The organism is Fructilactobacillus lindneri DSM 20690 = JCM 11027, assembly GCF_002907375.1.
Lineage (GTDB): Bacteria > Bacillota > Bacilli > Lactobacillales > Lactobacillaceae > Fructilactobacillus > Fructilactobacillus lindneri.
The window spans coordinates 339,986-353,853 of the sequence record NZ_MIYK01000010.1; the positions used below are offsets into that span (position 1 = coordinate 339,986).

Genomic DNA, 13,868 nt, shown 5'->3' on the forward strand with positions numbered 1-13,868 from the left:
CAAGTCTAGCTTGAATGTGGGTTAAACCATGCGCCTTAATCTTTTAGTGATTTTTTTATACATAATATTCAGAAGTAGGTGAATTTAGTGCCGTCAAAAATTAAATTTAAAAATGTTTCGTTTAAATATGAGAATCAAATTAGTGTACTGAAAGATATTTCGTTTAAAATTAAGGCGGGAACTACTAATGCTTTAGTTGGTAAAAATGGAAGCGGAAAAAGTACAATTGCTAAATTAATGGACGGATTACTTGCACCTGATTCTGGAACAATTGAAATTGATGGAGAAAAGATCAATACAAAAAATATAGCTCAGATGCGAACTAAAATTGGTCTTGTTTTTCAAAATCCTAATGATCAAATTATTGGTGCTACAGTTGCTGAAGATGTTGCTTTTGGATTAGAAAATCGAAATATTGATTATAAAATCATGCATGAAATGGTTGAGAAAGCATTAATTAAAGTTGGAATGAATGAATTTGAAAATCAGGATCCTAATTTGCTTTCTGGCGGACAAAAACAAAAAGTTGCCATAGCAGCTGCCTTAGCAATTAATCCATCAATTTTAATATTGGATGAAGCAACGAGCATGCTTGATCCAGTTTCAAAACAAGAAATAAAAAATATCATAAAAAAGTTACAAACAACGACTGATTTAACGATTATAATCATTACACATGACATAGAAATGTTGGATCAGGTTGATAACGTGATTGCAATTCAAGAACAACAGATTATTTTTTCAGGTGAGCCACAACAGTTATTCTTATGTACTAACTTGATGAAAAGAATGGACATGGAACCTCCGTTTAGTGAACAAGTTAAAAAAGAACTCACTAGTCAAGGAATTAAGTTACCAAACCAATATCTAAATGATGAGGAATTAGCACAATGGATTACCAAATTAATTTAAATAATGTTGATTATTTGTATGCTCCTAACACACCATTTGTACACTTAGCATTACATGGGATTAATTTAAAAGTTAAAAAAGGAGAGTTTCTAACAATTATCGGTTCAACTGGTAGTGGGAAATCAACTTTAATTAAATTATTAAATGGATTGCAAACTGCTACGAGAGGAATAGTTGAGATAAATGGAATCGAGCTTAATTCCAAGACAAAAAAGAAAAATTTACAAGAAATTAGATCTCAAGTTGGAATGATTTTTCAATCGCCAGAAAAACAGTTATTTGCGGATACAGTCTTAGATGATGTAAGTTTTGGACCACTTAATTTTGGTTATTCAAAAAAAGAATCAGAAACTTTAGCAAAAAAGACTTTGCTTTCAGTAGGTATCAAATCTGAGTTATTTAATCGGTCGCCTTTTGAGTTGTCTGGGGGACAAATGCGGCGGGTAGCAATTGCAGGAGTATTAGCAATGCAGCCTCAAGTTTTGGTTTTAGACGAGCCTACCGTTGGACTAGATGCTAATGGTAAAAAAAATATTTTAGAATTAATTAAAAAATTAAATGTTAAAAATAAGACAACCATCATTATGGTTACACATGATATGAATGTTGTTAGTGAATATTCTAATCGAGTTGTTTATTTGAATAAGGGACAAGTTCAAGCGGACATTATCCCTAAACAATTTTTTGCAGATTATCAAGATACGGTTATTCTTCCAGATGCTGTTAAAATGTATAAACTTTTAAAACAACATGGAATCGTATTAGATGAACTGCCAATGACTAAAAATGAACTGATAAAATTAATTATGCAGAAATCAAAAATGGTGAGGTGAAGTTGAATGAATCATGTTGTATTTGGAAGTTATCTTCCGGGGAATTCATTTATTCATCGACTCAATCCTGCTCTAAAAATTTTAGCAGTTTTATTGTTGATTACTTGGACATTGTTTGCTAATAATTGGTTAAATTACGGTTTATTAGCAATATTTATTTTACTTCAACTTATTTTGTCAGCTACGTCGGTCAAAACAGTTTTTAGAGCTATCCGACCATTTCTTTGGTTAATTATGTTTACTGTTTTGATTCAAATTTTATTTGGTAATCAAGGAACGATTTACTGGCAATGGGGACCAATTAAGATTACTTCAGTGGGCTTAGAAATGGCTGTGTTGATTTTTATTCGTTTTACTTTGATTATTATTGAAGCTACAATTTTAACGCTGACGACTTCTCCAAATGCGATTGCTACTGGAGTAGAGTATTTAATTAGTCCTTTAAAATATCTTGGAGTTCCAGTTGCAACCATTAGTATTATGATATCGATTGCATTAAGATTTATTCCAACTTTGGTTGATGAATTACATACTATTATGAATGCACAAAAATCACGAGGAGTTTCTTTCGGTAGTGGTGGAATTATTAAACGGGTTAAAAGCATTTGTTCGCTGATTATTCCTATTTTGGTATCGTCCTTTCGGCATGCTGATAATTTAGCGGATGCTCTAAGTGCTAGTGGATATGAGGCAAATGCAACTCGTAGTAGTTACCAGCAGTTTCATTGGACCATATTTGATACTCTTTGTTTAGTAGTAGTTTTAATACTAGGGATTTTAGTAATATTAATGAGGAAGATTTAATTGACAAACAGATATAAAATTACATTTGCATATGATGGTACAAAGTTTGCTGGTTTTCAAAAACAACCTCAGCAAAGAACGATTGAGGGTGTTTTAACTAGAGTTGTAAATAAGATGGCTAAGCGAGCAGATGGAGAGATTTCCGTATATGGTTCGGGTAGAACTGATGCAGGAGTACATGCATTAGCTCAGGTCGCTCATTTTGATTTTCCGTTTGATATTCCAGCTGACAGTATGCTAAAAGGTTTAAATAGTATGTGTCCCTTGGATATTGAAGTTAAAGATGTTGAAATAGTATCCAATGATTTTCATGCTCGTTATGATGTAACCGGGAAAAAGTATTTATATCGAATATCTCAAGGCAGATTTACTGATCCTTTCAAACGAAATTATACGGCGCATTGGCGGTTGCCAATTGATTTTTCGCTTATTGATACAGCAATTCAGGATTTTGTGGGAAAACATGATTTTTCTTCATTTGTTGCTTCTGGGGCTAAACCTGGAAGTCGAATTCGGACGATTTTTGCGGTTAATGCAATCGACGATGAGGTTAATGATGAGATTCAACTCGAGTTTTATGGAGATGGATTCATGTATAATCAAATCAGAATTATGGTTGCCGTTTTGGTTGAAATTGGGATGGGTAAACGGCCAGTTCATGATATTCAGCGTTTATTGAAAGTCAAAGATCGACAGCAAGCTCGTTTAACGATGCCAGCTAATGGCTTGTATCTAAAAAAAGTTTATTATCCGGGTGATGATCCTAAACATTCGATGAAAAAACATCAACAACGGGATTAATCTTGAAAGAATATTGACTTTTTAGTTGATAATTTGTATCATGGTAGTTGGTATTGTTTGCCCCACATAAGCCCCGGAAACTTATAAGGTGTCGAACAAACACAGAAACATGGAGGAAGAAATATTGCGTACAACATACATGGCTAAACCCGATGAAATTGAACATAAATGGTACATTATTGACGCAGCAGGCGTTCCACTAGGTCGTCTTGCAAGTGTTACTGCTTCAATTTTACGTGGTAAAAATAAACCAACATTTACACCCAACGTTGATACAGGTGACAACGTGATTGTTATCAATGCTTCAGAAGTTGCCTTAACTGGTCGTAAAGCAAAAGATAAAATGCACTATCACCACACTCAATTCATTGGTGGGATTAAACAAGAATCATTTGGCAAGTTACGCGACGAAAAGCCAGATAAGTTAATTGAGCAAACTGTAAAAGGTATGCTTCCTCATGGTACATTAGGACGTAAGATTGCTAAGAAACTTCACGTTTATGCAGGTGAAGATCACAAACATGATGCACAAAAACCCGAAGTTTTAGATATTAACAACCTAATTTAAGGAGGAAACACAATTGGCTAAAGTACAATATACTGGCACAGGTCGCCGTAAAGATTCAGTTGCTCGTGTACGTTTAGTACCCGGCACAGGAAAAGTTATTATCAACGGTAAAGACGTTGAAGAATACATTCCTTTCCCAAACTTAAGAGAAGTTATTTTACAACCATACAATGTTACTGAAACTCTTGGTAACTATGACACATTAGCTAACGTTAATGGTGGTGGATTCTCTGGTCAAGCTGGTGCAGTTCGTTTAGGAATTGCTCGTGCTTTACTTGATGTAGATCCAGATTTCAGAGAAGCACTTAAACGAGCTGGTTTATTAACTCGTGATGCTCGTATGAAAGAACGTAAGAAACCAGGTCTTAAGAAAGCTCGTAAGGCTGGTCAATTCTCAAAACGTTAAAATATTTTTCAAATATGCTTATTTTGGACACTCACGCTTTGGCGTGGGTGTTTTTTATAATTTATTTTAAATAATATAATGATGAGGTAATTAATGTCGAAAAAAGAAAAAATTAATATTTCACTTGATATTGGAATTTTGAAAACTGCTAAAATGTTAGCCAACGCCAAAGGTATCACTGTGGCTGCCGAAATTGAGTCAATCATCACCCAACATTTTGCTAATCCAGAACTAATTGGGATGCCTGATTTAGTCGGCACCGAAATTAGCGGTAAGCAACTGCAAGCGGATGGAATTGTAAAACTTAACGGTGTGTTATACTTTTACCAACTCGTCGGCAGTACATTAAAGCCAAAAGCGACTTATGTAGTGGCTGATGTGACCGACCAAAAAGTTTATTTAGTCGATAAAGGAGAGTACCATGCTCGGAATTAAGATTGTGCAACAAAACAACGTCGGATTAGTGACTTTTTTAGGAAAGTATTCTCACCAACTTGAAAGTGGACTTCACTTTTATATTCCAATTGTAGGAAGAGTTAGAACTGTTAGCTTACAATCACAACCACTGGCTTTGCCAGTTCAAACTGGGATTACCAAAGATAATGCCAGCATCAGTATCCAAGTTACGTTAAACTACCGAATTACTAATGCAGAGCGTTATACGTTTGGCAACAGTAATTCGATTCAATCAATGGCCTACCAAGTTAGCGGAACACTTCGTGATATTATTGGTAGTTTGGATTTAGATGAAGTTTTAAATTCAACTGACAAAATTAATACGAAACTAATGCAGAATATCGGTGACCTTACCAACACATATGGTGTGATGATTGAAAGAGTTCAAATTGGTGACTTAACACCTTCTAAAGGTGTTAGTGAGGCGATGGAAAATCAAATTACAGCTTCAAAAAATAAACAAGCAACAATTTCAGAAGCACAAGGGAATGCTGAACAGATTCGCCTAAACACCGAAGCAAAAAATGCTGCAAAGATTGCCACTTCTAAAGCTGACAAACAACAGACCGAGATTGAAGCGGATGCAGCTGCTTATGCCACTAAGATTGGGGCAGATGCTGAAAAATATCGAATTAACGAATTACAACAGGCTTATGCCGCATCCGATTCTAAGTTTTTCAATGCGCAATCAATTGATGCAATACGAAAAGCAGGTGAGGATGGAAACTTAATTATTGTGCCAAATGAAAGCAATAGTTTATACGGCCAGTTAGCTGCTTTTAGTAAAATGCAAAGAACAAACGAAACTAAATAAACATGAAAAAATTAAATTTTAAGCAAATTCATCACATTGCCATCATTGGATCAGATTACGATAAGTCTCTCCATTTTTATCGTGATATTTTAGGCTTTTCTGTAATTCAAGAACATCACCGTCCAGATAAAGCGGACGTTAAAATTGATTTAAAAATCAATGATATTACAGAATTAGAATTATTTATTAAAGCGAGTGCGCCACAACGAGTTAATTATCCAGAAGCTCAAGGGTTACGACATCTGGCATTTGCCACTACTCAGATTGAAACTGATATTAAGATGCTTAAAGCTCAAGGAGTAAAGGTCGAAACGTTGCGAAAAGATGATTATACCGGTGAAAAGATGGTCTTTTTTTATGATCCTGATGGGTTGCCCATTGAATTACATGAATAATTAGTTGATAAAGTTTTTACATCTGATATCATATCCAGGTCATTCTTTAATGAAATATGATAAGAGTTTGAGTGAAAATTTTTAAGTTTGATAGATAAAAAAAGCTGACCGGAATTTAGTTCCGGTCAGCTTTTACTTAAAAATTATTTTTTATTTTCATCAGAATCTTCTTTGTCTTCTTCAGGTTCTTTTTCAACTCGTGGAGCCTGTTTAATCATGGTTAAGTCTTTCCAGTTAACTACCGTTTTACTATGATAACTATCAATAATCTCTGGATCATCACTTTCAAATGTTACTAAAAAGGCATTTTTGTAGGCCTTATCAATAAAACCAGTGAATTTTTGTTTTTTAATCTCAAAACTAACCTCATCACCAATGTCAAACGGTGATAGTTCTGTTTCAGTTGCTTCGTCATTCTTTTTTGGCAAACGAATCACCTCCTAATGTACTTAACTTATGAAATATAAACGAATATTCAACTTTTGTCAATTTTAAACTATTTTGTAGTACAATTTAAGTACATAGTTTTATATAGAGGTTAGTTTTGGCAAAAAAAAGAAAACGTAAGCGTCCGCAACGACGTACCAAAAAAGCAAAACAGAGTAAAATCACAGGATATGGATTGATTATTTTGATTGTAGTATTAATGGCAGGAGCCATTGGTGCTATCAAATTTGTCAATTCACCATCTTTTACGCGATATACTCAAAATGGAGTTAGCAAGCAGCATCAAGAATTTATTAACAAGGTTCTCCCTTCTGCAATTGACGTGCAGAAAAAATATAAGATTTTAGCTAGTATTACACTTGGACAAGCTATCTTAGAATCAAATTGGGGACAAAGTCAGTTAGCTTCAAAATACAATAATTTATTTGGCGTAAAAGCAGATCCTAATCAAAAAAGCGTGGAACTAAGTACGACTGAGTATACCAACGGTAAACCGCAAACAGTTACTGGGCGTTTTCGGGTTTATGATAATTGGAACCAGTCAATTGAGGCTCATGCTCAATTATTGGCACATGGAACTGACTGGAATAATATGCAGTATAAAGAAGTTGTACAAGCTAATAATTATAAACAGTCGGCCGCTGGTCTCAGTTCTGACGGTTACGCAACAGATCCTGCTTATGCTCAAAAAATTATTCAAATTATTGAAAAGTATCATCTAAACAAATATGATAAAAATCAAAAATAAGGAGAATTTAAGATGAATTCAACTTTATTACAACCAGGTAATACAATCGGAATCATTGGGAATTATTTTAGCAGCACGCAGTTAATTAATGCGGCTCGTGATGCAGGGCTTAGAATTGCTACGTACAGTACTCACGATAATAGTCAGATACAGCGACAGGCCGACATTGCGTTTGTAGGCAAATTAGATGATAAGGAACAACTCCAGCGTTTTGCCGAACAATGTGATGTTGTTACATATGTTTCTGATCTTATGGATCCTGAAATCCTAGCTTTTATTCAAAAATTCGCTCAAGTTCCCCAAGGGATGAGTCTGTTAGAAATGGTTCAAGATCGTGCTATTGAACATGCATTTTTTGAACAGTTAAACGTTAATAGTGCCCCATATGCAACGGTAGTTAATTTAGGTGATGTTTATCAAGCAATTGAAGCAATTGGATATCCAGCTACTTTAAAACCTATTTTAAAGAATTCAAAAAACTGTCAACAATTTGAAATCAAGACTAAGGCAGATATTCAGTTAATAGGAAGTTTATTTGATCATGGAGCTTATATCCTTGAGTCTGGTGTCCCATATCAACAACGTTTTTCAGTAATTGCAGCTAAAGACGTTAATAATCAAATTAAACAATTTCCCCCAGTAATAACTGAATTCGTTAATCATCAACCGCAAACAATAAATACGGTCTTAGATAAAGTTGATGATGAAGTTGTTGACGAAATGATTCGGATTACTGATGTAATTGGGAATAACATTAAATATGTAGGTACGTATGAAGTTTCGTTTGGAATTACCAAAGATGGTGCCTTATACGTTTGCGGAATCACTCCAACGGTTAGCAAGACAGGTTATTTATTTAATTTAGCAATAAATATCAATGAATACCGTCAACATTTACGTGCTATTTCTGGAATACCATTAGCAGATGTGACTAAATATAGTGATGTAATTATGCAAACATTTACTAAACGACAAGTTCCAGCTATCATTCAGGAACGATTAAAGCAACCTGATTGGCATTTTATATTTGATTATCAGTCCGATGCAATCGATGATGATTATTCTGGCTGTCTATTGATACCTACTAAATCAGTTACAAAATCTTTAGAGAAACTTGCTGCGACTAAAATTTGGGAGAATAATTAAAGAAATTGAGAGTTAGCAATTATGCCAGCTCTCTTTTTTGATATAATTAAACTAACAATGAATTTTGAGAGGACGAATAATAATGGCTAAAGCAAACCTGTTAAAAAATATGAATAATAAACAAAAAGAAGCCGTTGAATGTGTCGATGGACCTCTTTTGATTATGGCAGGTGCTGGTAGTGGGAAAACTCGTGTGTTAACTCATCGCATTGCTTATTTAATTGAAGAACGAGATGTTAAGCCCTGGAATATTTTGGCAATTACTTTTACTAACAAGGCTGCACGTGAAATGAAAGAACGAGTCAGTAATCTATTAGATGTTGGCGGAGACGATGTGTGGGTTTCAACGTTTCATGCTTTAGGAGTTAGAATTTTACGCAGAAATATTGAAAAATTGGGTTATAATCAGGCATTTTCAATTGCTGGAACGAGTGAACAAAAGACTTTGGTTAAAAGAATTTTGAGTGATTTGAATCTTGATCCAAAGAAAAATGATCCACGAGTAATTTTAGGGGCGATTTCGAATGCCAAAAATGATTTGGAAACCCCACTTGATTATCAAAATAATCATAATGATGGCAATCCCTTTCATCAGGTAGTCGCTGATGTTTATGCCGAATATCAAAAACGATTAAGACAAAATGATTCAGTCGATTTTGATGATTTAATTATGCTGACAATTCAATTATTTGAAGAATTTCCAGATGTGCTTAGCTATTATCAAAATAAGTTTCATTATATTCATGTCGATGAATATCAAGATACAAATGAAGCCCAGTATCGCCTCGTTCAATTACTAGCTGGTAAATATCATAATCTTTGTGTAGTGGGTGATGCTGATCAGAGTATTTATGGCTGGCGAGGTGCCAACATGAATAATATTTTGGATTTTCAAAATGATTATCCAACTGCTCACGTTACGATGCTGGAACAAAACTATCGTTCCACTAAAACGATTTTGAGTGCTGCTAATGCAGTTATTAAAAATAATGAAGAGCGTAAAGATAAAAATTTATGGACTGAAAATGGACAAGGAGACAAAATCACGTACTATCGAGCACAAAGCGAACGTGATGAAGCCCAATATGTAGTTTCTAAGATTAAAGAAGAGATGCAGCAAAAGAAGTTTTCTTATAATGATTTTGCAGTTTTGTATCGAACAAACGCACAATCTCGAGTAATTGAAGAAACTTTTTTAAAGGCTAATATTCCATATACCATGGTTGGTGGTCATAAGTTTTATGAACGAAAAGAAATTATGGATTTGCTTTCATATTTGACATTAGTTGCTAATCCCAACGATTCCTTGAGTTTTGAGCGAATTATCAATGTTCCTAAACGTGGGATTGGTGCTAGCAGTTTTGAAAAACTGAGAACCTATGCGAGCGACAATCAGTGGGGCTTATCTGAAGCTGCTAATAATGTGGTAATGGCTAATGACATTCCAGCTCGTTCGCGAAATGCAATTGCTAATTTTGGACAAATTATGACATCGTTGCAAGCTAAAGCCAATGATAAAACGGTAACTGAGATTACAGAAGAAATTCTTGATAAAACTGGTTATATGGCTGCTCTAAAAGCTGCCGATAATTTAGAAGCACAGGCACGAATTGAAAATATCGAAGAATTTATTTCAGTTACACAAAATTTTGATGATAAATATGATGAATCAGATAGTGAAACAGGAAATCGATTGGTTGATTTCTTAGCAGATTTAGCATTAGTATCTGCTCAAGATGATGTTGATGAAAATGCTAAACAAGTCACTTTAATGACACTCCATGCTGCCAAAGGATTGGAATTTCCAGTGGTTTTCATGGTAGGAATGGAAGAAAAGATTTTTCCGCTTGCCAGAGCTGCCGAGAAACCGGATGAACTTGAAGAAGAACGACGGTTGGCATATGTGGGAATTACTAGGGCGAAGCAAAAATTATATCTTACCAATGCTTTTTCCCGCATGTTGTATGGACGGATGCAAAACAATCCAGCTTCAAGATTTATGACAGAAATCAAACCAGAACTGCTTGATAACGAAAACGCCATGAAATCCCAAGGTCCTAAAACGCCGTTTGATAATACTTATCAGCGTAATAGCGATCGTGCTTTTAGTACGCCTTATCAACAATCACAACATCGAGTTGCTAAGCCAGCAGGAACTGGAGCTGAGCAAAAAGCTTGGAAAATTAACGATAAAGTTAGTCATAAAACGTGGGGTGAAGGAACCGTTGTTAAAATAAATGGTACAGGCGAAGACATGGAATTGGATATAGCCTTTAAAGATAAAGGTGTGAAGCGATTGCTAGCTGCATTTGCTCCAATCAAAAAGATTGAAAAATAAAGGCGGTGAGTGATTTGCACAAACTTTCATCGGAAAATTTAACTGAACAAGAAGCTCGTCAGGCTGCTGATGAACTGCGACCTCAATTAATTAGATGGGGAAAAGAATACTATGAAAATGATCAGCCGTCTGTTCCAGACGCTGAATATGACCAAGTCTATAACCAATTAGTGAAATTAGAGGAGCAGTTTCCAAATATTGTAACTTCTGATTCTCCAACTCAACAAGTCGGAGGAAATGTTGATTCTGATTTCACTAAAGTAAAACATCCGATTCCGATGCTATCTTTAGGAGATGTTTTTTCAAAAGAAGAACTAAACAATTTTATTGAGCGTTTGCAAAAGGAATACCCAGAAGATCAGGAATTTAATTGTGAATTAAAGATTGATGGTTTATCAATTTCTCTGCGTTATGAAAATGGGATTTTAGTTCAGGGATCTACCCGTGGAAATGGGAAAATTGGGGAAGATATTACTAAAAATATTAAAATGATTCCGTCAATCCCACAAAAGTTAACACGTCCAATTAACATTGAAGTCCGCGGAGAATGTTATATGAGCAAAACGGAATTTCTTAAGTTAAATGAACGTCGCCAAATTGATGGTAAGACTACCTTTGCCAATCCTCGCAATGCTGCAGCTGGAAGTTTGCGCCAATTAGATCCTAAAGTTACTGCTGAGCGTCATCTAAGTACCTTTATGTACAATGTGGCAGATTATAGCGACTTACAAGCTACAACGCAAAGCGGAATGTTAAAGGAATTAAAAGAACTTGGTTTTACAGTTGATGAGGATTTTCAAGTTGCTTATACCATTGACGAAATCAATCAATATGTCGATAAGTATCAGCAACAACGTAATGATTTAAGTTATGGAATTGATGGAATTGTGATTAAAACTAATTCACTTCCGTTACAAATGAAGATTGGTCATACGGTTAAAGTACCTAAGTGGGCAATTGCCTATAAATTTTCTCCCGAAGAAGTCAAAGTTAAAATTAATGATATTGAATGGACCGTAGGAAGAACCGGGGTAGTGACACCTACTGCCATTATGGATAAGGTCAAATTAGCTGGGACGACTGTTTCGCGTGCTTCGCTTCACAACGCTGATTATATTGAAAAGAAGGACATTCGGATTGGTGATACAGTTGTTCTTTATAAGGCAGGGGATATTATTCCTGAAGTTGAAAGATATTTGCCAGAACTTCGACCTGCTGATTCAAAGCCGTATGTCATTCCAGATACTTGTCCATCATGTGGAGCAAAATTAGTTCATTTAGATGATGAAGTTGCCTTACGCTGTATTAATCCAAAATGCCCAGCCCAATTAGCAGAGCAAGTTACTCATTTTGCTTCTAGGAATGCAATGGATATTGATGGGCTAGGTCCTAAAATTGTAAAACAACTATTTCAAAGGAATTTAATTTCAGATGTAGCGAGTTTATACAAATTAAAACAAACAGATTTAATTGATTTAGATAAATTTGGGGAAAAATCATCCCAAAATTTGTTGACAGCACTGAATCAAAGTCGTAATAATTCGATGGAAAGATTGTTGTTCGGTTTGGGGATTCGTCACGTTGGTAATAAAGCTGCTAGACTGATTTCACAACATTTTGGGTCAATCGATGCTTTAATGAAAGCTACTCGTGATCAAATTGCCGCCATTGATTCAATTGGTGATATTATCGCTGATAGTGTGGTAACTTACTTTTCTGATCCAAATAGTCAGGATTTGATTGCAGAACTCCAAACAGTTGGAGTTAATATGAAATACACTGGTCCTAACCCAACTGTTCAACCAGATACATTTTTTACCAATAAAAGAGTAGTATTAACAGGTAAGTTAACTAGTATGACTAGAGAAGCAGCTTCCGAGTGGCTTCAAAATCAAGGAGCTGAAGTAACCAGTGGTGTTTCTAAGAAAACTGATTTATTAGTAGCAGGAGAAGCTGCTGGCAGCAAGTTAACAAAAGCTCAGAAGTTGAAGATTCCGGTCTGGGATGAATCAAGGTTTAAAAAAGAAATGGCGGAAAAACAATAAGTTGTGGAAGGTGAAACAGTGAAACGATTAAGTATGATTTTGATGGTAGCAGCTAGCTCATTGGTCTTAGTTGCCTGTGGAAGCAATAATAAATTGGGAACTAATAGCGGTTCTAATAAAACACAGTTAACAGGTAGTGATTCTAGCAGTAATTACCAAAGTTTAATTAAAGATGGTCATTATCAAGTCAGCAAATCATCCGGTGTAGATGATCAACAAACTAGTAACCAATTTAATCTTCAAGGTTTTCAACATGGATTATTGGATATTTCTAAAAAAGAATTTTCTCCTGATAAATATGTTTTCCAAGAAGGGCAAGAAATTTCAACTGAAACCACACAAAATTGGTTAGGAAGAAAGAGTAAAGATAATCCTGATGGTTTAAATCCAGAACAACCCAAGAAAAAAGTAGTTCCAGAATATCTACAACAGATTGATGAACAAGATTACCTTCAACCTGAAGGCGGTAAGATGAAACTAAAAGGTATGACCGTTGGATTGGGACTTAATTCGATTTATTACTATACTAAAGAAAAATATGGTGCTCAGTATTCAAAGAAACTTGATAGTGCAGAGATTGAAAAGCAAGGTAAGGAATTAGCAAACATTGTATTAGCAAGATTACGAAAACAAAAAGATCTGAAAAATATTCCAATTGTAATTGCCTTATATAAGGCCGCTCCAGATGATAGTTTAGTTGGGGGTAATTTCTTTGCTTACTCTGTTAATAATCCTGGTTCGGATTCAGTTAGTTCATGGAATAAGATTGATCAAAAGAACTATGTTTTCCCAACTACTAATGGAGAAAAGGCACCAAATGCAAATGATGAAACGGCCTTTAATCAATTTAAAGAAAAAGCCCAAAGCTATTTCCCTAATTTAAGTGGAATTACTGCACAAGCTCAATATACAAACGGCTCTTTAACCGGAATGCATATCGATGTTACTACACAATTTTATAGTTATACTGAAATCAATAGTTTTACTCAGTATTTGCAAACCTCGGCAGAAAAATACTTGCCTCAAAATACTCCAATTGAAATTAACGTTGGCTCAACAAATGGAGTACAAAGTTATCTAAGTCGAAGTAAAAATGCTAAGAAATTTAGTGCACACGTTTTTAATAATTACTAATCACAAAAATTGGATTGGAGG

Annotated in this window: 15 protein-coding genes; 14 read left to right on the plus strand and 1 reads right to left on the minus strand. The window is 34.9% G+C overall.

From position 1 onward, the window contains the following. Positions 1 to 87 precede the first annotated feature (87 nt). The 9 genes from BHU33_RS04610 to gloA2 all read left to right on the plus strand — a co-directional run bounded on the left by BHU33_RS04610 (position 88) and on the right by gloA2 (position 5,989). Complete coding sequence (locus tag BHU33_RS04610; RefSeq protein ID WP_054645837.1) at positions 88 to 912, plus strand: energy-coupling factor transporter ATPase; 825 nt, start codon at positions 88 to 90, stop codon at positions 910 to 912. Then, a complete protein-coding gene (locus tag BHU33_RS04615; protein WP_056997689.1) occupies positions 891 to 1,745 on the plus strand; it encodes an energy-coupling factor transporter ATPase in 855 nt (284 codons plus the stop codon). The genes BHU33_RS04610 and BHU33_RS04615 overlap by 22 nt, the downstream gene beginning before the upstream one ends. Before the next feature lie 6 nt (positions 1,746 to 1,751). After that, a complete protein-coding gene (locus tag BHU33_RS04620; protein WP_054645836.1) occupies positions 1,752 to 2,549 on the plus strand; it encodes an energy-coupling factor transporter transmembrane component T family protein in 798 nt (265 codons plus the stop codon). Next, positions 2,550 to 3,350 (plus strand): tRNA pseudouridine(38-40) synthase TruA, encoded by an 801-nt coding sequence (gene truA, locus BHU33_RS04625; protein ID WP_056997688.1) that lies wholly within the window; start codon positions 2,550 to 2,552, stop codon positions 3,348 to 3,350. It abuts the gene before it with no gap. A gap of 124 nt (positions 3,351 to 3,474) precedes the next feature. Next, entirely contained in the window at positions 3,475 to 3,918 is a 444-nt protein-coding gene (gene rplM / locus BHU33_RS04630; RefSeq protein ID WP_054645835.1) for a 50S ribosomal protein L13, read from the plus strand. 13 nt (positions 3,919 to 3,931) lie between these two features. Beyond that, the gene (gene rpsI, locus BHU33_RS04635) at positions 3,932 to 4,324 is read left to right on the plus strand and encodes a 30S ribosomal protein S9 (protein WP_054645834.1); all 393 of its coding nucleotides are present in this window, start codon (positions 3,932 to 3,934) and stop codon (positions 4,322 to 4,324) included. 93 nt (positions 4,325 to 4,417) lie between these two features. Continuing rightward, positions 4,418 to 4,759: a hypothetical protein gene (locus tag BHU33_RS04640; protein ID WP_225354765.1), complete on the plus strand. Its 342-nt coding sequence runs from the start codon at positions 4,418 to 4,420 to the stop codon at positions 4,757 to 4,759. Beyond that, a complete protein-coding gene (locus BHU33_RS04645; protein WP_054645833.1) occupies positions 4,746 to 5,594 on the plus strand; it encodes an SPFH domain-containing protein in 849 nt (282 codons plus the stop codon). The genes BHU33_RS04640 and BHU33_RS04645 overlap by 14 nt, the downstream gene beginning before the upstream one ends. A 2-nt stretch (positions 5,595 to 5,596) precedes the next feature. Further along, complete coding sequence (gene gloA2 / locus BHU33_RS04650; RefSeq protein ID WP_054645832.1) at positions 5,597 to 5,989, plus strand: SMU1112c/YaeR family gloxylase I-like metalloprotein; 393 nt, start codon at positions 5,597 to 5,599, stop codon at positions 5,987 to 5,989. Positions 5,990 to 6,132: 143 nt separating this feature from the next. Here the strand turns inward: gloA2 and BHU33_RS04655 are convergent, their stop codons facing one another. After that, entirely contained in the window at positions 6,133 to 6,417 is a 285-nt protein-coding gene (locus tag BHU33_RS04655) for a hypothetical protein (RefSeq protein WP_054645831.1), read from the minus strand. 116 nt (positions 6,418 to 6,533) lie between these two features. On the opposite strand from BHU33_RS04655, the gene BHU33_RS04660 reads away from it, so the two are divergent. The 5 genes from BHU33_RS04660 to BHU33_RS04680 all read left to right on the plus strand — a co-directional run bounded on the left by BHU33_RS04660 (position 6,534) and on the right by BHU33_RS04680 (position 13,847). Next, positions 6,534 to 7,184, plus strand: coding sequence for a glycoside hydrolase family 73 protein (locus BHU33_RS04660; RefSeq protein ID WP_065866197.1), 651 nt, complete (start codon positions 6,534 to 6,536; stop codon positions 7,182 to 7,184). A 12-nt stretch (positions 7,185 to 7,196) separates the two neighbouring features. Continuing rightward, positions 7,197 to 8,330 (plus strand): ATP-grasp domain-containing protein, encoded by a 1,134-nt coding sequence (locus BHU33_RS04665; protein ID WP_054645830.1) that lies wholly within the window; start codon positions 7,197 to 7,199, stop codon positions 8,328 to 8,330. A gap of 82 nt (positions 8,331 to 8,412) precedes the next feature. Further along, a complete protein-coding gene (gene pcrA, locus BHU33_RS04670; protein ID WP_056997687.1) occupies positions 8,413 to 10,668 on the plus strand; it encodes a DNA helicase PcrA in 2,256 nt (751 codons plus the stop codon). A 14-nt stretch (positions 10,669 to 10,682) separates the two neighbouring features. Then, positions 10,683 to 12,713, plus strand: coding sequence for an NAD-dependent DNA ligase LigA (gene ligA, locus BHU33_RS04675; RefSeq protein ID WP_056997686.1), 2,031 nt, complete (start codon positions 10,683 to 10,685; stop codon positions 12,711 to 12,713). Between the two features lie 18 nt (positions 12,714 to 12,731). Next, positions 12,732 to 13,847, plus strand: coding sequence for a CamS family sex pheromone protein (locus BHU33_RS04680; protein ID WP_167550922.1), 1,116 nt, complete (start codon positions 12,732 to 12,734; stop codon positions 13,845 to 13,847). The last annotated feature ends 21 nt before the right edge of the window (positions 13,848 to 13,868 follow it).